The organism is Methanoculleus sp. SDB (genome assembly GCA_001412355.1).
GTDB lineage: Archaea > Halobacteriota > Methanomicrobia > Methanomicrobiales > Methanomicrobiaceae > LKUD01.
This window is the reverse complement of sequence record LKUD01000006.1, coordinates 1-25,187: the sequence shown is the minus strand read 5'-3', so window position 1 is coordinate 25,187 and position 25,187 is coordinate 1. Positions and strand designations below refer to the sequence as shown.

The 25,187-nt window shown below is 53.3% G+C and carries 23 protein-coding genes, 2 tRNA genes and 1 pseudogene; 10 read left to right on the top strand and 16 right to left on the bottom strand.

What is annotated here, in order from left to right:
* Positions 1-65: 65 nt before the first annotated feature.
* From APR53_06915 to APR53_06905, 3 genes are all read right to left on the bottom strand, one after another.
* Positions 66-1,346, bottom strand: a complete 1,281-nt coding sequence (locus APR53_06915) for an amino acid transporter (GenBank protein KQC05658.1) — start codon at positions 1,344-1,346, stop codon at positions 66-68.
* Between the two features lie 655 nt (positions 1,347-2,001).
* Positions 2,002-3,294 carry a hypothetical protein gene (locus APR53_06910; protein KQC05657.1) on the bottom strand — a complete coding sequence of 431 codons (1,293 nt, stop codon included), beginning with the start codon at positions 3,292-3,294 and terminating at the stop codon, positions 2,002-2,004.
* 109 nt (positions 3,295-3,403) lie between these two features.
* A tRNA-Phe gene (locus APR53_06905) sits at positions 3,404-3,477 on the bottom strand.
* A 220-nt stretch (positions 3,478-3,697) separates the two neighbouring features.
* Between APR53_06905 and APR53_06900 the strand changes: the two genes are divergently transcribed.
* Positions 3,698-4,669 carry a phosphoesterase gene (locus tag APR53_06900; GenBank protein KQC05691.1) on the top strand — a complete coding sequence of 324 codons (972 nt, stop codon included), beginning with the start codon at positions 3,698-3,700 and terminating at the stop codon, positions 4,667-4,669.
* Between the two features lie 282 nt (positions 4,670-4,951).
* On the opposite strand, the gene APR53_06895 is transcribed toward APR53_06900, so the two are convergent.
* Complete coding sequence (locus APR53_06895; GenBank protein KQC05656.1) at positions 4,952-5,740, bottom strand: hypothetical protein; 789 nt, start codon at positions 5,738-5,740, stop codon at positions 4,952-4,954.
* Between the two features lie 44 nt (positions 5,741-5,784).
* Between APR53_06895 and APR53_06890 the strand changes: the two genes are divergently transcribed.
* Complete coding sequence (locus APR53_06890; GenBank protein KQC05655.1) at positions 5,785-7,773, top strand: methionine--tRNA ligase; 1,989 nt, start codon at positions 5,785-5,787, stop codon at positions 7,771-7,773.
* Between the two features lie 29 nt (positions 7,774-7,802).
* On the opposite strand, the gene APR53_06885 is transcribed toward APR53_06890, so the two are convergent.
* From APR53_06885 to APR53_06870, 4 genes are all read right to left on the bottom strand, one after another.
* Positions 7,803-8,321 carry a hypothetical protein gene (locus tag APR53_06885; GenBank protein ID KQC05654.1) on the bottom strand — a complete coding sequence of 173 codons (519 nt, stop codon included), beginning with the start codon at positions 8,319-8,321 and terminating at the stop codon, positions 7,803-7,805.
* Positions 8,322-8,371: 50 nt separating this feature from the next.
* Positions 8,372-8,446: transfer RNA gene (locus tag APR53_06880), tRNA-Arg, on the bottom strand.
* Between the two features lie 85 nt (positions 8,447-8,531).
* Complete coding sequence (locus APR53_06875; GenBank protein ID KQC05690.1) at positions 8,532-8,924, bottom strand: hypothetical protein; 393 nt, start codon at positions 8,922-8,924, stop codon at positions 8,532-8,534.
* A gap of 5 nt (positions 8,925-8,929) precedes the next feature.
* Positions 8,930-9,643 carry a proteasome assembly chaperone family protein gene (locus APR53_06870; protein ID KQC05653.1) on the bottom strand — a complete coding sequence of 238 codons (714 nt, stop codon included), beginning with the start codon at positions 9,641-9,643 and terminating at the stop codon, positions 8,930-8,932.
* Between the two features lie 58 nt (positions 9,644-9,701).
* On the opposite strand from APR53_06870, the gene APR53_06865 reads away from it, so the two are divergent.
* On the top strand, positions 9,702-10,019 hold the full coding sequence (locus APR53_06865) for a hypothetical protein (protein ID KQC05652.1): 318 nt from the start codon (positions 9,702-9,704) through the stop codon (positions 10,017-10,019).
* A gap of 7 nt (positions 10,020-10,026) precedes the next feature.
* Here the strand turns inward: APR53_06865 and APR53_06860 are convergent, their stop codons facing one another.
* The 8 genes from APR53_06860 to APR53_06825 all read right to left on the bottom strand — a co-directional run bounded on the left by APR53_06860 (position 10,027) and on the right by APR53_06825 (position 17,816).
* Positions 10,027-12,804: a leucine--tRNA ligase gene (locus APR53_06860; GenBank protein KQC05651.1), complete on the bottom strand. Its 2,778-nt coding sequence runs from the start codon at positions 12,802-12,804 to the stop codon at positions 10,027-10,029.
* Positions 12,805-12,841: 37 nt separating this feature from the next.
* Positions 12,842-14,710 (bottom strand): ATPase, encoded by a 1,869-nt coding sequence (locus APR53_06855; protein KQC05650.1) that lies wholly within the window; start codon positions 14,708-14,710, stop codon positions 12,842-12,844.
* Positions 14,711-14,734: 24 nt separating this feature from the next.
* A complete protein-coding gene (locus APR53_06850; protein ID KQC05689.1) occupies positions 14,735-15,100 on the bottom strand; it encodes a phosphoribosyl-AMP cyclohydrolase in 366 nt (121 codons plus the stop codon).
* Positions 15,101-15,104: 4 nt separating this feature from the next.
* Positions 15,105-15,893, bottom strand: coding sequence for a peptidase A24 (locus APR53_06845; protein KQC05649.1), 789 nt, complete (start codon positions 15,891-15,893; stop codon positions 15,105-15,107).
* 92 nt (positions 15,894-15,985) lie between these two features.
* Positions 15,986-16,789, bottom strand: a complete 804-nt coding sequence (locus tag APR53_06840; protein ID KQC05648.1) for a hypothetical protein — start codon at positions 16,787-16,789, stop codon at positions 15,986-15,988.
* Positions 16,786-17,166, bottom strand: coding sequence for a hypothetical protein (locus tag APR53_06835; GenBank protein KQC05647.1), 381 nt, complete (start codon positions 17,164-17,166; stop codon positions 16,786-16,788). The genes APR53_06840 and APR53_06835 overlap by 4 nt, the downstream gene beginning before the upstream one ends.
* 45 nt (positions 17,167-17,211) lie before the next feature.
* Positions 17,212-17,439 carry a hypothetical protein gene (locus APR53_06830; GenBank protein KQC05646.1) on the bottom strand — a complete coding sequence of 76 codons (228 nt, stop codon included), beginning with the start codon at positions 17,437-17,439 and terminating at the stop codon, positions 17,212-17,214.
* 26 nt (positions 17,440-17,465) lie between these two features.
* The gene (locus APR53_06825; GenBank protein ID KQC05645.1) at positions 17,466-17,816 is read right to left on the bottom strand and encodes a hypothetical protein; all 351 of its coding nucleotides are present in this window, start codon (positions 17,814-17,816) and stop codon (positions 17,466-17,468) included.
* 483 nt (positions 17,817-18,299) lie between these two features.
* Between APR53_06825 and APR53_06820 the strand changes: the two genes are divergently transcribed.
* From APR53_06820 to APR53_06790, 7 genes and pseudogenes are all read left to right on the top strand, one after another.
* Positions 18,300-18,863, top strand: coding sequence for a hydrocarbon binding protein (contains V4R domain) (locus APR53_06820; protein KQC05688.1), 564 nt, complete (start codon positions 18,300-18,302; stop codon positions 18,861-18,863).
* 9 nt (positions 18,864-18,872) lie between these two features.
* Entirely contained in the window at positions 18,873-19,787 is a 915-nt protein-coding gene (locus APR53_06815) for a F420-nonreducing hydrogenase (protein ID KQC05644.1), read from the top strand.
* Positions 19,787-21,202 (top strand): F420-nonreducing hydrogenase, encoded by a 1,416-nt coding sequence (locus tag APR53_06810; GenBank protein KQC05643.1) that lies wholly within the window; start codon positions 19,787-19,789, stop codon positions 21,200-21,202. Before APR53_06815 ends, APR53_06810 begins: the two co-directional genes overlap by 1 nt.
* Positions 21,196-21,543 (top strand): dynein regulation protein LC7, encoded by a 348-nt coding sequence (locus APR53_06805; GenBank protein ID KQC05642.1) that lies wholly within the window; start codon positions 21,196-21,198, stop codon positions 21,541-21,543. Before APR53_06810 ends, APR53_06805 begins: the two co-directional genes overlap by 7 nt.
* Positions 21,544-21,548: 5 nt before the next feature.
* Positions 21,549-22,205, top strand: a complete 657-nt coding sequence (locus APR53_06800) for a hypothetical protein (protein ID KQC05641.1) — start codon at positions 21,549-21,551, stop codon at positions 22,203-22,205.
* Between the two features lie 133 nt (positions 22,206-22,338).
* Positions 22,339-22,971 carry a hypothetical protein gene (locus tag APR53_06795; protein ID KQC05640.1) on the top strand — a complete coding sequence of 211 codons (633 nt, stop codon included), beginning with the start codon at positions 22,339-22,341 and terminating at the stop codon, positions 22,969-22,971.
* A gap of 565 nt (positions 22,972-23,536) precedes the next feature.
* A pseudogene (locus tag APR53_06790) lies at positions 23,537-25,187 on the top strand.

The window sequence follows — 25,187 nt, the reverse complement described above, 5'->3', positions numbered from 1 at the left end:
TTCATCATGTCCGCCGTGTCCGGAATCCTTATCGCCGGAGGTCGGGTGCGAGAAAATCGTCTGCGCTATATCCTGCGGAGAACGAATCCGGCACTGGAAGCCAGTATGATTATCAGTGCACCGATAAGAAGGATTTTCACATCCATCTGAAAGAGGAAGAAGAGACAGGTGATGACACCGAGGACGGGCAGCAAAGGCACCCTGCAGATCGAACCGGGAATCCGGAAGGGCCGGTTCCGGCCAGGTAACTGAAAGCGCAGGAAGATTACCGCGGCATTGATGACTGCGAATGTGACGAACAGGGTGAAGTTGGCCACGAGTGCGACATCCCTGATATTTCCGAGGGAGAGAAAGAGAACTGATGCGACAAACGCCACGACGATCGCCACCAGCGGTGTGCTGGTGCCGGGGTGCACATAGCCGATTGCCTGCGGAAGTGACCGTGACCGGGCCATACCGAACATAATTCTGGATGACGAAAGCAGCATGAGAAGGGCGGTATTCGCCGTGGCGAAGAGGGCAATGAGGGTAAAAGCCAGAAACGCTTCCGGCCCGAGCGCTTTCTCCGCGACGACTGCAAAGGGTGCCGATGATCCTGCCAGGGCCTGCCATCCGGCCACACTCACTGCGGCGAGTGCGACGAGGACGTACAGCACGATCGTAGTTGCCAGCGCCAGAAGAAGCCCTGTAGGGACTATCCGTTCGGGTTCGATTGTCTCATCGGAGAGCTTCACGATCTCCTCGAAGCCCTGGTATGCAAAGAATATGAGTGCGGAGGCCTGGAGGACACCCGCGATGCCGAGCGGCATCTCAAGATAGTCGACGGATCCGAGATAAGGAAATCCGATTGCAATGATGCCGATGAGGCCACCTGCCTCAATAAGCGTAAACGTAATGATAAACGCTGCGGACTGCTTGATCCCGGTGAATATTATAACTGAAAGCAGAAACAGCAGGAGTATTGCGGTCGGCATCATCGGTATGCCGGTAATTCCCGCGAAATATCCGGCGAAACCGAGTGAAACCGTTGCAGCCCCCACAATCCCTGACAGAATGACGAGAATCCCGACCAGAAAGGCAAGTTGCTGTCCGAACGCCCGGGACGTATATTCATATTCGGCGCTCGCAATCGGAAACATGGAGGAGAGTTCGGCATAGCTCAGGCCGGTGAATGCCGCGATGGCAGCCGTGAGAAGGAATGCCATCCAGATTGCATTTCCTGCAAGACCGGCGGCTTCTCCTATGAGGGCATAGATGCCGGCACCTAAAATGACTCCGATCCCGGATAAAACAACTTCTCTGAGGGTAAGAACCCGTTTCAGCTGGGCCTGATCCTGATCAGCCATACTACCGTACCTCCATTAAAGTGCTTGTAGGAAGGATGTTTTAGATATTCGTTCTGTTCTGATTCCCTGGTTATGTTCGCGTACTGCCCGGTTTCCCCGTGGTATTCCAAATTAGGTGCCGAAGGCATCCCGGCGGACATCCGGTAGGTCTGCGTGCATTCGATGCCGAACTTTCATGATCGGTCCCGGCCTCGGAGACCTTTCCAGCAGCGCTTTCATAAAAGGCAGGGGAGGAGAAAATTTTACATGATAAATAATTATATATGTGTGGCGTTTTTATACAAAAGTATGAATCCTGTGCTACGTCATGACAGCGCATGCCCCCTTTGCCAGGCTGCAGAACGAGTCCCCATCAAACGACTCAGCGGAACCCTCGGGCTGTACTGTCCGGCCTGTAAATTCGTCGAGGACGTCGGATCGTTTGTGGATATCGACGCTCTCCGCGATAAGCCGGAAATATAGACGGCCCGTCTGGTATTCGTCCTGAAAATATTGTCAAGAAGCCCCGGTGGCGCCTTGTGCATATGCCTGTCATTTTTACCATACCGTGCATATGCCGCTGTTTTTCCCCCTATCGTTCATAATGAATGCCGGCGGGAATCCCTTTTTGAATCATGCAATACTTCTCCGCCGGTTTCGTGTGAACCGGTGTATTTCAGCCTTCTCCGCTGCGGGTGCGATAAAGTTCTTCCGGAACGATAATCTCGAACCTGATACCCCCATCCGGTGTGCCGGTCTCGCGAATTGAGATTCCCGTGATGTCCAGGATTTCACGAACCATAAACAGATCGCGATCCCGGGAGTAATCCGGGCTGAAAATCTCCTCTTTCCGGGCTTCGATAATACCTTCCCCATCCTGTTCATAGATCAGACTGAGGGCGCCGGATCCGCCGCTCGTGAAGAGTATTTTGTGGACATCACCGCCCTTGCGGATGGCGAATGCAACCATGGCCTGAAGCGCCTTTTCAAGGTGCGAGTCCGCATATATCTCGATCCCATCCATCCTGATATCACGATGTATGGAGCTCATGTCGAGATGAGAAATTGCCAGCAGAAATACCTGTTGAACATTTTGCCATACCGGTGGTTTTTCACCGAGATCCTGATAATTCCTGGTGAACTCAACTGATGTGGCCATGGTTTCAACTGATGACGTAATATTCGCGACATAGTTACTTTGTTCCCTGTCATCGGCCTTTTCCGCGAGAAGCGCAAGGAATCCTTTCAGGATAAAAATCTGGTTTTCAAGATCGGTCCGGGTGATTTTCGAGAGCAGGGTGAGCTTTCGGTTCACCCGCCGCAGTGCTTCCTCATATCGTTTCCGCTCGGATATGTCCCTGATTGTAGCGACGAATGTAGTCCGTTCGTTCAGGATGAAAGAGTTGGCTGTTATCTCAACCGGGAAAAGGGTCCCGTCCTTTTTCCTGTGGTATCGCAGCGGAATCTTTAATTCCTGGGGTTCTTTCAATACCTGAAGCGATTTTTCGGGCTCGGCGGATATGTCGGCTATCCCGAGGTTCAGGAATTCGTCGCGACTAAACCCGTATAATTTCAACGCCGCACTATTGACCTCCATGAATTGTGTGGATTTTGTATCGATAACGAATACGGGGTCCATTTCAGCTTCAAAAAGTGCCCGGTATTTTTCTTCGTTCTCACGAAGTGAGAGTTCCACGTGTTTTCGCTGGATGATACTTCGGCCTGTTTCAAAGACTCCGATTGTTGCGAGCACGTAGGCAGCCGTGCGGATGATGATGAGAAATGTTTCGAATTGTTCCCGCAGTCCGATTATCGTCATGAAATGAGAAATGCCGAAAAAACCGAATGCTGTGCCGATAAAGAGCGGGATGGTGCTCTGGATCCTTACAGCACTCCAGTAACTCACGATAACGATGAGAATACAGAGTATCAGGTTGATTATGAGAATCGGATCACTGAGGAAGGCCATGAGTTAATTCTTCTCATATAGGGAAGTGAGAAATAAAGATTTCGGTTTATTTCATCATTCCACGAATATTTCTAAAAGATACGGAGAAATTTCACAAAGAGAATAAGTATGCCCCCGCCCGGATTTGAACCGGGGACAACCAGATCTTCAGTCTGGCGCTCTCCCAGACTGAGCTACAGGGGCGTTGGATATCAGTATACGTAATGCATCTACATAAAGGATTTGTTTCGGTTTGCAGGCATGGACCAGTTGGGTATTTTTCGGGTCCGTGCCGGGGAAATACTGCAGTTACGTATCCGCACTGCCGCCGCCGTACAGCACCGCCTCTCCGTCTCCGACCGGTGTAGGGCACGTCTCACGATCCGACCTATTTATGGAGGTTCAGCTCCATCATATTCCTGATATGGTCGGGCGGAACAACGGCGGGATGAATGACAACGGAAATATGATGAAGGCGCTCTCGAACAGGAGCCAGCATGTCGTACACCTGACTCACAACGATCTCGATGCCGTGGGCGGCGATGCAATCCACCGGATGCGGTATGATACGGAAGGAGTTTTTACGATCTTTTCATCGGTGGGAAAATTCTCCGCTCTGCTCAGCACGGTGGCAGGCAGTCCAGGCCGGGGCGACCTGCTCTCGATTTCTGATCTCGGTTTCCAGAAAGGGAGTGTCGAGAAGCTGAAAAAAGCGAAGTCCAACGGCTGGCGTATTGAGTGGCGGGATCATCACCGCTGGACGGAAGAGGAGGCGGCCGCGGTCGAAAAAGCGGGTGTGCTCCTTCACATCGATACGGAAATCTGTGCAACGGCGATTGTCGCCCGGGATCTCATGCCGGGAGATGCGAAGGCTGCCGAGGTGGCGCGGGTTGTCTGTGACTATGATCTCTGGCGGCACACCGATCCCCGGTCGAAGGTGCTCGGGCAGGTTGTGATGCGAAAAGAGTACCGCGACCATGTCAGGGACGTACTCATCCGCGGGGTGTTTTCGGATGCGACAATCGAGGCGGAATATGCATCGATCATCCGCGAGATGGAGGAGCAGATCGAGCACAGCATCCGGCATACGACTGTGCTCGGCACGAAATACCGGATCGCCTTCGCTCCGCTCTACGGGTACCCGAGCGAAACCGCCCACACAATACGCGATCGCCTCGGCACGGACATCGAAGTGATCATCTCCGACAACGGCCGTTTTTCCATCCGGTCGGTACCTCCGATAAGCCACCTGATCGCTCGGGAATTCGATGGCGGCGGCCATCCGCCCGCAGCAGGTGGAACGTTTCAGTTCACCTTTTTTGACAAGGTTCGTTTCTTCCTCCTGAAGCGGACCCGGCATTTCGATGATCTGGTCCGGGTTGCTGAATCCCTGTAAAGACAAAAATTTCAGCGTTAGGGCGCCAGAGTGGACTAAATTGCCTGTTCATTCGGGATCCATCCTTCAGCAGTATACGTACTCCGGCTGTATTTTCTCCCGGAAATGAAAAAAAGGGCAGATTCTGTCAATCTTTCCGGCACATGGCGGCTGCAAGCCCGCCGTACTAAATCATACGTCCTTCAATTGCATCGATCAGTTCCTCATGCTATGCACCCGCCGGCAGATCGAGGAGGGCGTCCACCGGAAAAAAAGTCCCTGAAGTTCATTCCACCGTTGGTTCTATTCCTGCAGTGTCCATGCCCGCTCACCCATCTCCTTCCAGTAAGCGGCGCACCCGCCTGTGCAGTAGCCCCCTGCGTATATATTTTCGGGATCGAAGTGCCCGGTCGCTGCAGCATAGTCTTCCGGTCCCGCATCGATGAGAGCGACCCGGCGCACGTCATACTCTCCCATGAGGTGCAGGAGCTGCGGGAGAAAACGGGCGGGGACGGCAACACTGTCCTGCACTTCCAGGATCCGCTCAATTGTCCTTCCGGTTCCACCCGGCGCGAAAAAAAACACCTTTTTCCCTGCAAGATCCTCGAGTTCGATCGATGTGAAACCATCACCGATGAGTACATGGCCGGCAACTCCGGAATCCCGCATCTCACGCATCAGCCGGGCGAAGACATGACAGAGTGCGTCGTAAAAATCCGCAGTATCTCCGAAATGCCGATCCTCGATTCCGAGGGACGAGGGGCCGGGCAGTGCGCACCATGCATGTTGACGAAGCGCATGTATCCGCCGCGCGTCCTTGATTACCCATGAAGCGTCGATATCGGGTTCGGCGGTAAGCACCCGATCCCTCAGGCCCAGGATCGACCCCAGCCAGCGATCCCCGTAATAGCACCCGCCGGCGCACGCCGTTGTGACGGCCTCCTGAACGGCGAGAGACCGTTCGAGGAGGAACGAGATAAGATCGGCATCCGTTCCGTGCTGTTTTCCTGTCCAGTCGGCAAGTTCGGAGATCGAGGGCACGTCCTCTTCTGCACCGAATGCCCTCGTCTCAAAATTCAAACGTTTTTTCATCTGATATTATGATATTTATATCAGCAATGGCTAAAAGCATAGGGATGAGCGACACACCGATGCTGGTGACCTGCGGGCTCCCTTATACAAACGGTCCATGCCATATCGGGCACCTGCGGACCTATATCCCTGCCGACTTTTATGTTCGCTATCTGCGGCGGGCAGGCGAGAAGGTGGTCTTCATCTGTGGTTCCGACAACCACGGCACTCCAATTGTAATCAGCGCAGAACAGCAGTCTGTTACCCCCCGTGAGATGAGCGAGCGGTATCACCACCACTTCGACACGACATTCAAACGGATGAATATCGGATTCGATCATTTCGGGATGACCGATGATCCGACCAATCACCATCGCACCCGGTCCATCGTCCAACGGCTGAATGACAACGGGCATGTATACCGGAAAACCATCAGCCAGAGCTACTGTCCGCAGTGTGAGCGGTTCCTTCCTGATCGCTATGTCGAAGGGATCTGCCCGCACTGTGGGGCAATGGCGCGGGGTGACGAGTGCGATCAGGGGTGCGGGAAACATCTGGAACCCGGTGAACTCCGCAAACCGGTCTGCAAGGTGTGCGGAGGAAATGCCGAATTCCGGGACCAGGAGCATTTTTTCTTCAGACTGGGAGATTTTTCTGAATTTCTCGAGAGTTTCCTCCCGAACCTCGGGGGGACTTCCAACGCCCGTAACTATGGCCTCGGTTGGGTTAAAGAAGGGCTCCATGACTGGTGCATTACACGGACTCTGGACTGGGGCGTCAAATTTCCGGGTCGGGACGATCTTGTGGTGTACGTATGGATCGACGCTCCCATAGGGTATATCTCGTTCACCGAGGAGTATATGAACGCCGAGGGCGATGACTGGAAACGTTTGTGGTGCGGCAATGGCAGGATCACGCATTTTATCGGTCAGGATATTATCTATCACCACTGCGTTTTCTGGCCGGCTCTTCTGAAAGGCGCCGGATACGGCCTGCCCCATGCGGTTGTTGCGAGTGGAATGGTAAAAATTGACGACCGCACGTTCTCCAAGACACGCGGGTACGTCGTATGGACCAACGATGATTACCTCGACCAGGGCATGTCAGCCGATTATCTGCGTTATTACCTGCTCAGCTATACAAGCCACACAAAGGAGCTCAATTTTTCGTGGCAGGTTTTTCAGGATCGCGTCAACAACGAGCTAGTCGATACGCTGGGTAATTTCCTCTACAGGACAATGCATTTTGCGCAAAAAAAACTCGGCGGCATTCCCGAATGCGAGCCGGACACTGCAATTATTGAAGAAATTGAGAAATCCATCCTCACTGTGGAGGACTATGTCCGGACCTACGAATTCAAGAATGCCATCGATGCGATGATGGCCCTTGCCTCGTTTGGGAACACCTATATCCAGACGAATGCACCGTGGAAGCTCATGCGGGACGACCCCGGCGGGGCAGCGCAGGTGATCCGTAACTGCCTCCAGCTTGTCAAGGCGCTTGTCCTGCTCTTCGAACCGGTGATCCCCGGGAAGGCGCAGATCGCCTGGGAGATGCTCGGGTATACGGATGCCGTCGCCGCTCATGCCATAAGGGAAGGCATCGCCGGATTTGAATCCGCAACTCTTCCGGCGCCCTCGATTGTCTTCGAAAAGATCGAAGACGAGCAGGTGTCACGGCTTGACGAACTCCTTAAAAAGCGGGTGAGTGATGCAAAAATGAAAGAAAATAAATCGGAAACAATCTCGATAGAAGAATTCGCAAAGATGGACATCCGCATTGCCCGGATTGTCGCCGCCGAGCATGTACAGGGTTCTGAGAAACTTCTCCGTCTAACCGTCGATCTCGGCGACGAGCAGCGGCAGGTGGTGAGCGGGATAGCCCGGTATTCCGCACCCGCGGATCTTGTCGGCACCGATGTCGTACTGCTTGCCAATTTAAAACCGGCCAAAATTTTCGGAATCGAGAGCAACGGCATGATCCTCGCCGCAGGTGACGAAGCCTCACTTCTCATCCCCCAGAAGCCGGTAAAGGCCGGTACGAGGATCAGATAACTCTTTTCGGGGAAGGAAGATCACACCGATTACAGATCGATGGTCTCTTCAATTAGTGTCCTGCCGGTGTTTTTATTGACAAGGACGAATTTCCATTTTCCGGGCGGAGAAAACACTCCGATGCCCTGATGGTAGGATGTGCCGAAGACCATCTCCGGTTCATCAGTAATCCAGTAATCAGTTGCTTCCGGATCGTCATGATCAAAGTAGAATACATACCAGACATCGCCCTTCTGTAGTACATCGTCGATGAGCACCGCTGCCCTCACCGGGTGCGATATACGCCGGGGATCAACGACGTCAATACGTGTCTGGTTCAGGGGGATAGGTGCGCCTTTTTCATAGGACAGCCGGATGACAGGTGTATCGGTAGAGCCTGTTTCTCCCAGTCCCATCACGACATCCACGTCAAATGCCGGCTCTTCGACCAGGGTCTCGCTCCCGCTGAAAAGTCCCGACAGGACGGAAAAAATAACGGTGGCGAAGATAACCGTGGCAATGATGGCGAGCATGGCAGCGGCATTTTCCGATATGGCGCGTTCATCCATTGCAGTCCAGAATATGCCATTACTATATCATCAATTCACCTGAAAAAAGACGGACCTGGAGGGATTCGAACCCCCGGCATCCGGGTTAGAAGCCCGGCGCTATATCCTGGCTAAGCCACAGATCCCCTGGGCACGGTGTCAATAATATTGGTGGGTTTGAGGTATTAATCCTTCACTCTCCGTTGGGTCCGTTGCTTTTCCGAGGCGGCTTTACCCGGCATGGTAGCACGAGCCCTTGATGACCTCTACAACCGTTGCTTCGCTCCATGCTTTCCCCTCAATCTCTCTGACGATGGTGCTGTCCATATATTTCACCTGGACGCGGGCGGACATCCGTTCCCGTTCCTCGTAATATAACGGGTTGACGAACTCGACGATGCGTTTCATGTTGATCGTGATCGATATCACATGAACGATAATACCCGCGTCACCGGCCGAGAGATCATCGAGATCCACCGAAGTCATGAAGATGCAATCTCCCGCCTTGCTCCCCATCAACGTGATGATATTGTGGGCACTCTGGAGTTCAAGGGTTCGGGGTTTGCCGTATTTAATTTCCGAAATGACGGCGGGCGCAATTCCTGTCAATGCGATGCACTTCATGAGTATCACCCGTACATCGGCAGTTGCTCTTTCTTCGGCAGCTGCTCCGTCTGTTGTACCTGTTCCGCCATCTTCGACATTGCGGCTTCAATCTCGGTTGCCTGTTCAAGAAGTGCATCGATACCGATGTTCAAATTGTACATCTTGTTTATCACAGTTATAGCCGAAGCGGCGGCACGCGGATCGGGAGTGTTCACCGTTTCACCGAGCAGCCCGACAGCGGGAATATCCCTGACCTTGCACTCGGTAAGGATGCTGCCCGCGATACCCGAAATGCTTCCCATCGGAAGAATGACGGTCTTATCTTCGATGAGTTTTAATGACTCGTCGGTCGTTGCAACACCGAATACGCGTTTTTCCGGTTCGTTGGTGATGATGCCGGCAATGGTGACAATTTCCTGGATTGCGAACTGGGACAGCCAGTCGATGATGCCGTTAGCCACTTCGTAGCAGATCATAGGATGAATGGGGATGTCGGCAACGACAGCAAAGAAGTCCTCTTTCTCATAGAACCGCACGGGTACGTTGATAACGCCCTTCGCCATGATCGCGAGCGGGGGGAAGTATTTGCTGGTCACGTTTCCGATATGCTCGAATTCCATCTGGTCAACCATGTACTGCAAGGCAATACTGCCGACAAGACCACTGCCGGGAAATCCGATGAGCACCTTTTTTCCGCTTCCGGTAAGCGGTTTCGAGATAATTTTAATATCTTCCACAGGATCACATCGCTACACTCGCATTAATTTAACATACACCGGCATCCCAAAAAATAGTATGCAAGAATATCCCATCAAGCGCGGGTTCACCAAGGGGTTCGAAATCCGGATGGTTGAGGGGCTGAAGGACTGTTTCGATGTGGCGCCGCAGGAATCCGGCGGCACCTATACACTATCGTACGGTGCGCTAAAAAGGCTTGAAGTCTGCCTTGGCCCGAAAGGAAAGACGATCGTGGTCGGCACCGAATCGGATACCTCCGTGGAGGACGACGAGATCATTCTTGACACGAACAGAAGGTTTCGCAGGTACCTGGAGTACGTGACCGGATACAATTCAAAGGAACGGGCCAAAAAAGCAAAAAAAATGGTCGAGTGATTGTGAATTATTCGATGACAATTGCGGGTTTGAACGGGAGCGCCGCTGCGGCTTTCGGGTGTGTGCTCTCACCTGCAGGCACGATGGTGACCGGAACGGCGTATTCCCGCTCGAGAAACTCCGTCGCTTCCTGAAAGATTGCAATTTCGCCCGGCACCGATTTCGCAAGCTCGGCGACAAGGTGCGGTGGGAAGCGGTGAATAAGGGTAGTCGTTTGTTTTGCCGCGTCCGTTGCAGCTTTACCGCGTTTCTTCATCGCTTCATCGGTCATAATCTCCCGAATCACCTGTTTTTTATCCACGGAATTCGCGATAGTGGTAAAAATATCCCATTTCCACGATGGCGCGATAAAGAGGGTGATCCCCTTCGGTTCGATCTGGATGAGTTTCATAATTGATTCGATATCTTCGACCGTGCGGGAGAGCAGCTCTTCGGCAAGCTCGGTTTCCTCATCGATTCTCCCGGTGTCCGGTTCGGGGAAGGGTGCAAAGGCAACGTCTTCCGCCCCGCCGATCTCTGCCCAGAGCGTTTCGGATGTGAAGGGAATAAACGGTGCAAGCAGCCGGATCCATGTGCTGCTGACCTCGCGGAGTACTGCCGACCCGCGGATCTCCGCGGGAAGGCGGCGGCGATACCACTTCAGGTCCGCTTCGATGCCGAAATATGCCTCCTGGAGAGCCTGCCGGGTCTGGAATGACGCAAGTGCATCATTCGTTGCGGCGATCCTTTTTTGCAGTCTGCTGATCAGCCACCGGTCGATGGGGAATGTTCCTTCGGCTGCCATGCCCTCGGAGACGGTGGTGTAGAACCGTTCGATCTGTTTTCTCGTGGACATGACGAATTCCTTTCTCCAGTCAAAGTCCTGCCACGGTTCGGCACTTCCCACCAGAAACATCCGCACGGTATCGGCACCGAACTCTTCAAGGGCGTCTTCGAGGAGGAACACGTTGCCTTTGCTGGATGACATCTTCGCCCCGTCAAGCAGGCCCATACCGAATATTACCATCCCCTTGGGCTGGAGGTTTTCCGGGAAAAGGGCGGCGTGATGGAAAAGCTGGAACGTCAGGTGGTTGGAAATGAGATCCTTTGCCGAGAAACGGTAATCGTAGGGATACCAGTACAGGAACTCTTTACGGAGATCATCGAGTTGCTCCTGTGGTAGTGATGATGGGGTCCCGGTGCCTCTGAATATATAATCAAAGACCTCGGGAGTCAGTTTTGCCGGATCAATCTGTTTCAGTTTGTGGGCGATTGTGTAATACGCCATGTAAATGGTAGAATCGGAGAGAGGCTCGACGAGCCATTCCTTGTCCCACGGAAGTTTTGTTCCGAGCCCGATTCTTCTCGTGCAGGCCCAGTCCTTCAGCCAGTCGATCGTTCGATCGAACTCTGCCCGCACTTCGGGCGGAACGAGCGCTATTCCGTCGAGCTGCGTATGGATCTGCGCCTTCCATTCGGGATCACTGTACTGGAGGAACCACTGGTCATGGAGAATGCGCACGAAGACTCTGCTGCCGCACCGGCAGACGACCGAGCGTGAATCAAAGTCGTACATCACCGCGGAACCATACCGCTCGACCATTATCGCCGATACCTCGTCCCGTGCCTCACGCACCGGTTTTCCACCATACTTGGGAAGCATGCGGCCGCGTGAGAATTCGGCGTTGTAAACTTCCTGCGTGAGGACTTCCATCGCGGGATCGTTCTGGTTCTTCACACCCGCACGTTCGACGGCGTCTTTTGCCGGCATCTCTCCGTATCCTTCGACCGTGATCAACGGGACGGGGACGATGCCGGTAAACATTCCCTGTGCCTGCAGATCCCGGAGTGCAATGTAGTCAAAGGGTGCATGGGCGGGCACACTCATGACAATCCCCGTTGCCATGTCGGGATCGACGAAGGTTGCAGGGAGCAAGGGGATATCACCCGAGAACGGATGAGATACCGTTAGTCCGATCAGCTCTTCGCCCGGGATTTCGCCCTCGACAACGACGGTATGATCCTGCAGTCCGATCTTCTCCGCGGCCTCGCGGGAGAGGATCCATTTCTGCCCGTCCACCGTTACCTTTAGGTATGGTATACCCGGATTTACCCAGAGGTTCGTTACGCCGTATGTCGTTTCAGGCCGGAGCGTGGCGCACGGGAGTTTATAGTCGCCCCAGGAAAACATCACGAGGACGAATTTGATAATCTCGGCTTTGTCCCCTTCCAGCAAATCGTGGTCGCCTACGGGATTATCACACTGCGGGCAGTATTTGACGGGATGAGCCCCGCGGATGACATGGTTATCCTCGTGGAGGTGCAGGTACTGCCATTCGATGAACTTGCTGTACTGGGGATCCACCGTCGTAAACCGCCGGCGCCAGTCGATCGATAACCCGCAGTATCGCATGATGCGCTCGTACTCCCGGCTGAAGTAACGGACGATTTCCATGGGTTCGGTGAACCGGTTAAGAGTTTCCTCCGGCACTTTGTAGAGATCCCGGTACAATCTGATGGTCTTCTCATCTCCCTGGGAGATCCTGCGTGAAATGCCGATCACCGGTGTCCCGGTGACGTGGAATGCCATGGGATAGAGCACCTGCCGCCCCTTCATCCGCCAGAATCGGGCAATAACATCCGGAACAATGTATGTTCGGCCATGGCCGACATGCATCGCCCCGCTCGGATAGGGATAGGCGACCGTCAGGTAGAACTTCTCACTCTCGACCGGATCCGCCTCGAAACTGTGTTCCCATTTCTTACAGTATTCATCCTCGTTTTTATGGATTTCAAATCTGCTCACGCTGGTTTCCTCCGTGTCATCCTCAACTCATCCCGGGTTATACAGGCCGGAGCCTGATTACCTCGCCTTCATTGTATCTTCGGATCATCTCCTGGGCAATACTGCTGTTCTTTGCCAGATGAATCTCGCCGTTGTCGTCTACCGTTGCCGTGAACAGATACTCCTTTCCGGCGAATACGTCCACGATCTTCCCGCTATGCTCGGGATCGATAATGGACAGCTGCTTCTTATCCACGCGGATCCTGATGTTTCCTTCCGGTGCGGGCGCCTGCATTGACTCCTGAGGCTGCGCCTGCTGCCGCTCAAGCTCGCTCCGTGGCTTGATATCTATCCCAATGCTGAGTTTGTTGACGATGCTAGCGACATTCTTTCCGCCCTTTCCGATAGCGGCCGGGACATCGCGATCATCGATGTAGACAATCGCCTTGTTGTCACTTTGCATCCGTACATCGACGTAGCCGTCGGTGAATCGTCCGATTTCCCGCTGGATTTCACGTTCGGCAAGTTTCCACGACAGTTTCTCATCTTTCTCCGGTTCGGCATGCGGTCCCGCTCCGATCATATGGGTGGGCATCACGATGTTTTCTCCTTCGAACCGGAATATTTCGAATTCCGGTCTCCGGGTCGCATGGTCGGTCACCGTGATCACGGGGCGCATGTGCAGGTCTCCTCCCATTCCTTCCGGAACCTTGAAGCTGAGGCTCACGTCGTAGATCCGTATAATCTCGCCGACATTGACGAATACGATCGTATTGATAATCTGGGGCAGGACGCTGAAATCAACGCGGTCGATAAAACGCTGGAGGGCATCCTGTGCCTGCATCGCATGCTCGACCCCGATCATGCCCACCCCGGAGAGGCGCATGTCCGCAAAAATCCTGAAATCCTCCTGTTTCCGCATTTCATCGAATATTACGTAATCAGGACGGACAAGAAGCAGAACTTCGGCCGTGTTTGCCATACTCCCGTCGAGCGTGGTATACTGTGTGATATGGTCGGGCACCTGAAGGTCCCGGGGAGCTTCCATCGTCTTGACGACAAAGCTGTGATCGGCAAGGAATGTCGCAATGCTCTGTGCCAGCGTCGATTTTCCGGATCCTGGCGGCCCTGCGATTAACAGACCGCGTTTTTCCCCGAGAATGCGATTTTTAATCACGTCGGCCATATTGTAGCCGTCAAGCTCGATGTCAACGATGGGCCGTACCGCCGTAATCTCCATTCCGTCGGAAAACGGCCTTCGCGCAATGGAGATGCGAAGCGATCCGATCTGCACAACGGTGATTCCACGTTTTTCGAGCTCGATAAATCCGTCAGGATCACGTTTTGCACGTTCGAGGATTTCCTGCGCCATTGTTTTGAGTTCATGTTCCGTAAGCGGATCCTCACGGAGGTTGACTAGACGCATCTCTTTCAGCGTTCCTTTTTTTGCGACGGGCGGCACCCGGTCCTTCAGGTATACGGCGATGGTGTGCTCATCAAAAAACCGGTCGATGCCGAGCGGTGAAAAATCTCCAATCTGCGGGCGGAGATACAGGACATCGAGACCTTTTGCTTTTGCCACTTCGGCCTGTACGATATCGCTCGTGATAAATTGTGCATCGTTTTCAATGGCAACATTGCGGATGAGTGCATCGATCTCCCCCCCACTCGCAAGTTTCACCTGTTCAAGGGAGGGTCGCTCTCCGATGAACGAGAGTTCGATGATACCCTCTTCCGCCATCTGACATAATTCCTGAAGTTCCGTCAGGCCTGAAAATCCGATTTCACGTCCCTGATTTGCCTGGGATTCCAGCTCTGCGATGACTGCTTCCGGTATTATTATTGTTGCCTGCGTATATTCACCTTTTTTTATCATTGAGGTGATTCGGCCGTCTATTACAACGCTCGTATCCGGTACTAATTTCATAAAAAATCACCATATAGTAGAATGTCATTCTGGTTTATTAGCATATACCTCGTCCGGATCAAACACTTTTTCTGCAATAATTTCGCCTTCCAGCGTCCGGTAAAAACAACTTCGATACCCCGTATGGCAGGCGGCTCCCTTCTGTTCAATCAGATAAATCAGGGCATCTTCATCACAGTCCGTGATGATGCGCACGACCCGCTGGGTATGCCCGCTCTCTTCACCTTTTTTCCATAGCTTTTTCCTGCTTCTGCTGTAGTAATGGGCAAATCCGGTTGAACGGGTAAGCTCCACCGCCTCGCTGTTCGCATAAGCGAGCATGAGGATCTCTTTCGTCGTGGAATCCTGTGCGATGACAGGTATCAGTCCGTTATCGAAATGCAGTGAAATCATATCAAACTCCTGTGACCATCGTCAGTATCGTATACAGCAGGTCTCCCATGAAGATCGCCGTGATAAATCCGGCGGTAATGGGGATGATGAACGGGACTCCGTACGATATCCAGACCATCCCTGCCTTTCGGTAAAGTGCGAGTTCGCGAGTGTACTGTTCGGGAAACCGTTTCAGATCCCGTGTATACATGCGTCTCTGGCCTGCCACCATTCTTCGGATGGCATTCCGGACGGAGAGGAACCTGCGGGTGAGGTGTCCGTCTTCCTCGGTAAACTCCTCGATAATGAAACCGAATGCATCCTCGATATGCGACCCCTCGACAGGGAATCCGATAAACATATAGGGAAATGGTGCCCGGTTTCCCTTCATGACGTTCATGGCGAATATCCCGAATGGTGTTGCAAGGTTGAGCAGCATCGCATTGACAAGCGATGATAACGGGAAAAAGGCGAGGGCGGGATAGCCGAAGTACGGTTCTACGGGAAAGAGCGGGATGCATGCGGTGATGAATATTAGCGCCCATGCATCTGCACCGCCAAAGAGGTGCAGGTATGCCGCGAAGACGTAGAAGAGGACGCAGAAAACAATACCCAGAATGATATAGCCGGATGCAAGCCGGAAATCCTGGGCAATGAGTGAGATGTACGTCCATGCCGCCATCGGTATCGCTATGACAAGCATCGGGTACCATGTCCTGAACGGTACGCGGCGTTCCCTTATGTCGCGGTATGATGCGTACAGGAGCGTGATCCCGATTGCGGTGGCTGCGATGACCAGCGGTTCAATCATGGGTATAAAAAAATGGCATTTCGTGCTTTTATGTGTGGCGATTGTCCGCCGAAGGGGGATGTCCCGCCGGGCGGCGGTAACGAATCGCGGCTTCAGTCCTGCAGGCGCTGCTGAATGTCGGACAGGATGTTTCTAATCTGCCCGAGATGAATCTGGTCGGTTGCCAGGATACAGAGCATTGCATTCCGGTATGGTTTGATGATGACCGTGCCGGACGGAAGTTCGATGGTTATCTGAACAAACCTCCCGCGGCCTAGAACCGATGACAGATCGATCGCCGCCCTGACGGCATCCTCACCAATCGCTACGACGCCGTCCAGTGGATGGTCTCCGATTGCCTGAAGGTTCAGTCCGTTATCAAAGATTGAGGCTGCTTTCACGCCCGGCCATGTCAGAATATGCCGGAGCTCGGCACGTTCCTCGGATTCGGGCGCCTTCACGGGAGGTGCGGACGTTTCAATCTCGGGAATCAGAGCGGCTGCCGGGGGCATCGTACCGGCATCCACGTCAGCCGCGGGCGCCGGTTCAGGGGCTTGTAAATCGTTGATATCCTCAGGGGGTGCCTCTTCTTCCCCGTACGGCTGCTGCGCCGAAACCGGTTCGCCCCGGGCGAGTGCGAGTGCGTTTTCGAACTCCTCAGCGGTGTATTTCCGCATGTCGAAGTCGATTAGACGTTCGTTGGCGAAATATTCGCGTGCGGCTTTGCCACGCAGCGTATTCGTCCCGGAAATGAAATAATAGACAAGCGGCTCACCGCGCTGGATGAGAATGTATCCTTTTCCGTCCTGAATGCGCACGAAAACCACACCCATGAACCGGGACGTATGAGAATATAGCCAGTCCATTGATGCCTGCATCGTCCCGATATTTATTCCCTGGGGCATTTGTTCGATCATAGGACAGATATGATGAGATCTTTGTTTTTCTTCAGTTCGTACCGGATCCTGCCGATATTCGCATTACGTTCGGCAATGACCGCGAGATAGGTAACCTCACTCAGGGGTGTTTCCCCCGTCAGAGGTATTGCAAGGACAAATGAGTCTCCGAATTCGCAGAAAGTCATAGAAAATGCCGGGTCACCCATCTCCGTGGCAATAGCGGCTGATGCCAGTATAGTTTCCGCGAGGGGGGATCCGATGGCGGTGAAATTGTTCATCCCCCCTGTGGCATGCTCGATGAGCGTTCCGTCACTCTGGAGTACGAATGCCGCCATCACGCCGGCCAGGTTCAGGAATTTGTTCAGAACCATCCGCAGCATTGAAATATCATTCATTTGTCATTTCCCCTCTCTCTGCATGCTATGTGCTCCGGGTAGTGCTCACTGCCTCATGGCGAGCACGTGTCCGCGGACGCGTTCCGCATTCGGAACTCCTATACTCTCTGCGACCCCCTGGTAGAAACACTCGGCAAGCACGCTGATGTCGCCGGGCACAATTTCGTGAGATGTGCGCCCGAGTCGTTTTTTACAGCATTTTTCAAGAAAAATGGGTGCCGCAGGACCGAGATCCTGCTGGAGTATCGTGAGTATATCGTCCCTGAGGCTCATAGGTACTCTTTACACCTTCACGCACATTAATTCATGTCTTCCCGGGCAAGCGTATCGAGAATCTTGTATGAGTTCAGCAGCCGGTTAAAGGCAACGGCAAGCTCGCCTATCTCATCATTGCTCAGGACGTCGATTTCGGAGTCCTTGAGATTGCCGGTACTAACACTGTTCGCAACCTGCGAGAGCTTGACAATGGGGCTTGTAATGCTGCTCGCAAGGAAGAAACTCCACATGACGACGATGGCAAGCGTAACCAGCGTCAGTATAAAAATAGCATTCTGCATTCCGATTCCCGAAGCAAAGCTCTGGGTGTCTCCCATGAAAACCATGCCAAGGAGGCCGAGGGGGAGGACTGCGACAAAGAGCATGCTCACCATCAATTTGTAGAAGATGGGTATCTGGAATGCGATTCCCGTACCCTGTACTGCAGGGTCATTCTTACTCGTCTCTGGCATATGGGATTAATTCTAACTCTAAATTATTTAAAGATATCGCACTATGGTTATCTGAGATGTTAGGCTGTAGTGTATATTGTTATAGTTAATCAGTAAAAGATACTTTTAAATAGATAAAAACCGAAACCCACAAGTATACCTGACCGGGGGGATTCCTGACATGATTGAGATTTTCGTTGATGAAAATGCGTGTAACGGATGCGGCCTTTGCGTTAAGGACTGCCCGATGAAAGTCTTTGAGATGGGATCGGGGGTGCCGGTCCCGCGCAGGCCTGAAAATTGCATGGGGTGCCTCTCATGCCATGAGATATGCCCTGCACAGGCCCTGGAGCACCGGGGAGTGGTCCCGTCACGAAGGATGTACATCAGCAGTAAGGTATGCTCTATGCTGAACAGGGTGATTTGATGAGTAAAAGTTTCATTGAGGAATCCAAACAGAATTTTAATCACGACCTGATTTTCAGGACCGAGGATGTACCCCTGAAATGCAACCCGCCCGCTGCGGAACTGGAGCAGACGCTTCACGGGCTGATGCAGATGAACGGGTACATCATTCGTTCACTTGAAGAGATTGCCGGTCGCGGTGCGAATGCCGTTACATTCCGTGCAGGTAAAAAATTCGGCCATGAAGTGGCGAAGTATTTTCAGAAGAAAGACGATGTCGAGGAAGCGTTGAGGGAACTCTCCTATATTCTGTACGGGCAGTATTCATTCGAACCCTGGAAACCCTCGGACAAGGATCATTATATTGTGGAGGAGGACGGGTCGACTTTCATTTATCTCGTTTTCCACGACTGCATCGTCCGGCAGACATTACGCCGCATTGGCCAGGAACAGTCCGGGCCGCTGTGCCAGACGCTGTGCGGGTATGTGGTAGGCGCAATCGAGGAGATCACCGGCCGGCGTGCGAAACTGGAGATTGTGCACACGGGCCCCAACGCCTGCCTGAAAAAAGTGATACTGAAGTGAGGTGCCGGGATGAAGATTGCAATTGAAGAACTTGCCGGGTGTTCGGGATGCAGCATCGCGATTCTCGATCTCCACGAAACGATCCTCGACATCCTCGAAAAAGCGGAGATTGTCTACTCCCCCGTCCTCATGGATGTGAAGGAGCCTCCGGAAGGGATTGATATTGCGTTTGTAACCGGAGCTGTCAGAAACGAAGAGAACCAGGAGCGGCTCAGGCGTATCCGTGAAAGGTCCAAAACCGTGATCGCTCTCGGTACATGTGCATGCTACGGAGGAGTGTCGGGTCTTTCGATGCTCTCGAGCCAGGAGGCGCTCTTCCGGTACGTCTACCGGGAAGTGGATACGGTCTCCCCGGACAATGTCATCCCGAAGGATGTTCCACCTTTCTTATACCGGGCGTTCGCGGTCGGGGATCTGGTCAAGGTGAACTGGTTTATCCCGGGATGCCCCCCCAAGGAGGAGCGTCTCAGACAGATTATCCCCCCCCTGGTCAACGGCGACAGGGTGGCGTTGTCGCGGAAATCCATCTGTTCGGAATGCGACCGTACAATGGGCCCGATAGAGAACTGGTCACTGAAGCGGAGGCACGAAGGGATGCCCGAACGCGAGCACTGCCTTCTCGGACAGGGGTACCTCTGCCTCGGCCCCGTCACGTTCTGCGGGTGCGGGGCGATGTGCCCGAAGAAGAATGTCCCGTGCCACGGCTGCAACGGCCCTTCACTGGATATCCTGCGTGAACCCTGCCGTGATATCTATAATATGATGGTACGGCGGATTGCCGACATGACCGATCGTCCCGAGAAGGACATCGAACGGGAGCTCTATGACGTCGCCCATACGATGTACGCGTTTACCATGGGAAGCGAAGTGATGGAGGACAAGGAGATTACCAAGATACGCGACCTCATCAAGGAGGGAAGCTGATGACACGGATCACGATCAGCCCTGTGACGAGGATCGAGGGGCACGCCGAAGTGCGCATTCACCTTGATGAGCAGGGGAATGTCGAAAACGCTCATTTCAACGTTGTGGAACTCCGCGGGTTTGAAAAATTCCTGATCGGATCCGCGATTGAGGAAGCGCCGAGGATTACTCCCCGGATCTGCGGTATCTGCCCAACGTCACACCATATTGCGGCAGCTAGGGCATGTGACCAGATCTACGGGGCCGAACCGCCGGAGACGGCACGCATGCTGCGTGAGCTGATGATGGTCGGGCAGTATGTGCATTCCCATTCGCTTCATTTCTTTATGCTTGCCGCTCCCGACTTTTTAATCGGCCACGATGTGCCGGCATCTGAACGAAATCTGATGGGCCTGGTCAGGAAAATGCCTGATATTGCAAAATCTGCAATCGAAGTGAGAAAATTCGGCCAGCGCCTGACCGAAGCAATCGGCGGAAAACCGATTCACCCCTCGACGGCAATCCCCGGCGGCATCTCCCAGCCCCTGCCCGAGGACAAGCGCTTAAAACTGCTTGAAATGGCAAAAAAGGTTCAGGAGATCGCATTTCAGGGCTGGGAAACGGCCCGGACGCTCCTTGACGAAACCGATCTGAGCTTCGGATCGGTTGACACGGCCTTCATGGGAATGGCCTCTGATGGTGCATTCTCCTTTACGGAAGGACCCGTCACACTTCTCGGCAATGAAGGGAATGTAACCGGTTCTTTTTCCGGCCCGGGATATCTGGATTATATTGAAGAATATTCCGAGGACTGGTCCTACCTGAAGTTCGCCCGGTTAAAATCAGGCGAGTATTACCGTGTCGGACCGCTCGCCCGCCTCAATGTCGTTGAGCGCATGGGGACGGATCTGGCCGACGCCGCGCTCCGTGAATATCGATCAGGATACGGGCGGTTCGTTCAGACAACGCTTGCCTATAATATTGCACGGTATGTGGAGTTCCTCGGAGCAGCGGAGAAAGCAGTCGAATACCTCTCCAATCCCTCAGTTACCGGAAATGACATCCGGGTGCCCGTGGGTGCGGTGCAAAACCGGCGTGGCGTTGGAATTATCGAGGCTCCCCGGGGGACGCTTATCCATGATTACACGGTTGATGACAGAGGTTTCATTGAGAAATGCAACCTGATCGTCGCCACCTGCCAGAACAACTATGCGATGGACCGGGGGGTGGAAGACGTCGCCCGCAGGGTCGTCAAAAACGGCGCCCTTGCCGACGATGCCGCCAACCGTATCGAGATGGTTATCCGGGCATATGACCCCTGCATCTCCTGTGCGACTCATGCCATCGGCAGAATGCCCCTTTCCCTCGAACTCATTCGACAACATGACATGACCGGAAAAAAAAGAGATTCAGAAATCGGGTGTAAACAATGTTAAAACAGATTTTAAGTGAATTTTTACGCCTCGACGGCGTTTCAGCCGCAGTGGTTGTAGGGCGCGACGGATTCGTCATCGAGAGCGCTGAAACCGGTTCCATCGATACGGAAGCGCTTGGTGCAATGGCGTCTACCGGAATGGGTACATCTGAGGCGATGGGTGCCGAGCTTGGAAAGGGGGAAATGGCGCAGATGATGGTGGAATTCGATAATGGCCCCATCCTGCTCTCCCCTCTTTCAGAGGACGAACTGATTGCGATTGTTGCGGAAAAAGAAGTAAATATCGGCCGTATTCGATACGAACTCAAGAAAAACCGCGAACGCATTATTGCCGCACTGTGACGCCCATGGAACCCGAAGAAAAACCAGCTGAAACGATTCAGTGCCCTGTCAGCGAACTGCTGTTGAATACCGCCCGTGTCGCCGCATGCGTCCAGGTCACCGGTTTCGGCGGCAGAGGAGTTTTCCTGATAGAGAAGGGCGTTGTCCTTGCAGCGTATTTCAGGGACGATTACAATCTCTATGCCGGGGAATCTGCAGTTGACTTTCTCCGGGCAAAACCCCTTCTCGAATGGCATGTGCAGCTTCTTGAGGCGGGCGAACTCTCGGAAATGCATGATCGGGCGATTGCGGACGAGTGGGCTGTCGCCGGGAGTTTGGATGCACCAAACAATAGTCCTGAGGCCGTGGACGAGGAGAAGCTGCTCCGCATTGCCCGGCAGCCCGGCGTGATTACCGTTTCGGCGTTTTTTGAGGGATTTCCTGTTCAATCAGTCGGAAAAGGCGATTTTGAGCACGTATCGGCGATTGCCGAGGATCTTCTCAAGGAGGGTACCCTTGTTGCACATGATCTGGGTTTCGGGGATCTTGATCAACTCATCCTCGAAACAGGGGCAGGCAAATTCATCATCGCGCCATTCGGAGACCTCTTTGTCTGTGTCCACACGGCGGCGGATGCGAATCTCGGCCTTATCAGAATGGCGCTGAAGGGTATACATCAATGAGGGCGTGAAAGGGACATGACGAACCGAACGATGTTCACTGAAAAAAACACCAGGTCCGTTAACCGGAATCATTCCGTACCTGGTGGATCGCGGCCAAGCGCAACGTCAGGAAAAACAGTCCGGGGTGATATGCATGCATATTGCGGATCTTTTTGATAAGGTAATCAGCAGCTCGAAATATGCCGGCAACTATGCTTTTGATGTATTGCTCGGATATATGCGCGAAAACCGGCAGAGCGGCCTGGCACTTGCGGAGAAAGGGAAAAAGAATTTTATTCTTGTCTTCGTAAACGGTGAACCGGAAGGGGCGACCCTTATTGACGATACAGGGATGCTTTTCGGCGACAAGGCCGTATACCTGCTGGAACACAATGAGATATTCAAGCTGTTTTTAATTGACCAGAGGTTCGGAGAATCCCTTGCGGCACGGTGTAAAATATACGAACGAAGCCATCTCAGGAAGCAGCTCTCGGTGGATCTGCCCACCATTGGCGGTAACCAGCAAACACTGGGACAACTCTGCATTGTCGTGAAAAAGGATGATACGTTGCAGTCGGGCATGCGGGTTTCAATCCGGAAAGGCAGGCAGGTGCTTGCGAGTGACATGACGACGGTCGATGGCAAAGTCTGCTTCAAGCTGGTAAACGGCATGTACGACTGCGTTGTGGAGGATCGGTCCCAGTCTGTCAGCAGGTTTGTTGTGGATTTCCATGAACGATATTCCGAATCTGTAATTGATATCGGGGGGAGAACAGATGATGAGTGAAAAACGATCGTTGAGTGATATTATTCGAAAAATCAAACAGAATGATGAAAAAACACCGCCTGGCGAAGAAACTGCGGCTCAAACCGCTGGAGATCATGATCTCTCTCCGGGTGAAATGATTGCCGGTGGGGAAACCCGGTTTCCGGAAATGGGATATGAATCCCCTGCGACGGTTTCGGATGATCCCGGGCAGCCGGAAGAACAGGTGTCCGAGGATGAGCTGAGCAAACTCGGAAGTCTGGTCCGGAAGATGAAGGGCTTCGAATCAGGGGACGATGGCGGCACGTCCGCACAGCCCGAAATAATGAAACCGCGCCCTGCAGAGAAGTCCGTTCCGGAACCGGAACCCCCCGTGGAGAACGAGGAGACCTTCCGTTCTCTTATCGACGATCTCATACGATCCCATGACGAGGTGAACGGGGGAATAACACCGCCCGAAGATCCGGGAGCAGAGATGATCAAAGATGTTCTTGGCGAGGAGGTTGATTATACTCCTGATAATCTTCAATCATCCGATGCGGCACAAAAAACACGATGGTCGGGTAATGATGAAGGAACGGTGGATTCGGAAGGCGTTGTGACCGTCGACGAAGTGGACGACTACGCAAACATGATCCTCCCCCGTGGCGCCACATTTGAGGTTGAAGAACTGCATCTCACCAGTTCAAGTGCCTTTGATCTCGTCGACAAGAGCAGCGTGCTCTCGGAAATCGATGAGATATGGAAGCCTGTTTTTCCCACAGACGGTATCGATGAACCGGATTTCGGCGGTATAGATGCAGAAGCCGAAGAAGAGAAAAAAGGCCGGGGCGCATTCAAATTCTTAAAGGGAATAAAGTCCATCTCCAAGGAACGGGGCAAGATCATCGAGTATCAGCCGGCTATTCACGGGCCGCTCGTCGATCTTTCGTTTGAATCCGCGGCCGGACAGGAGGAAGTGGAACTGTACCCGGTGAACGAGCCCTTTGCCTATGTCCGGATTATCTACGACAACACAAACCACACATACCTCTACAAGGTCATCGAACCGGAACTTTCTGCCGCCGAGTCCGAACTTGTTCTCGAACTGGAGCAGCGGCTGTTCGAGACGCTTGATGTCAATACGAAGGATATGACCCGCGAAACGGCACGAAAGGCCCTTCGTGATGCGATCGATGAGATCATTGTCGATTACGGGATTAAACTCAGTCCTGCAAACCGGGAAAAGATTCTCTACAACATCGAGAAGGCATTCCTTGGAGACGGGCTGATCGATCCGGTCATGCACGACAAATATATCGAAGATATTTCGTGTGACGGCCTGAATACCCCGATATTTATCTATCATACCAGTTACGAATCCATCCAGACGAGTCTGATGTACACAGACGCGACCGAACTTGACAGTTTCGTCACCAAACTCGCCCAGAGGGCAGGGAAGTACATATCCATTGCAGAGCCGATGCTGGATGCGACCATGAGCGATGGTTCGCGTATCCAGATGACCCTCGGACAGGAGGTAACCGCCCATGGTTCGACATTTACCATCCGTAAATTCCGTGACGAACCGATCACTCCGACGGATCTGATCGAATGGTCGACATTCTCCCCCCTCTCGATCGCATTCATCTGGCTTGCCGTCGAGAACGGGAAATCGTGCATTTTCTGCGGAGGAACGGCATCGGGAAAGACAACGTCGCTCAATGCAATTTCACTATTCATTCCTCCGCTCGCTAAAATCGTCACGCTCGAGGATACCCGGGAACTCAAACTCCCCCACCCGAACTGGATCCCGAGTGTAACGCGGGAATCCTTCGATTCGGCAGGTAAGGGCTCGATAGATATGTACGAGCTGCTCCGTGCCGCACTGAGGCAGCGCCCTGAGTATATCCTGGTGGGCGAGGTCCGTGGCCAGGAGGCGCAGACCCTCTTCCAGGCAATGAGTACCGGCCACGTGACGTACGCCACCATGCACGCCGACTCGGTTTCGAGTGCCGTGCACCGTATGGAAAACCCGCCGCTGAATGTTCCGCGGAACATGCTCACAGCGCTTGATCTGGTCAGTATCCAGGTTCAGGCCCGGATTGGTGGCCAGAGGATTCGCAGAAACAAGCAGCTGATTGAAATTCTCGATATTGACCCCCGTACCAATGAGCTGATCACGAACGAGGTGTTCAAATGGCACCAGGCGACGGATGAGATACGATATTCCGGGAAATCCTACATTCTGGAGGAGG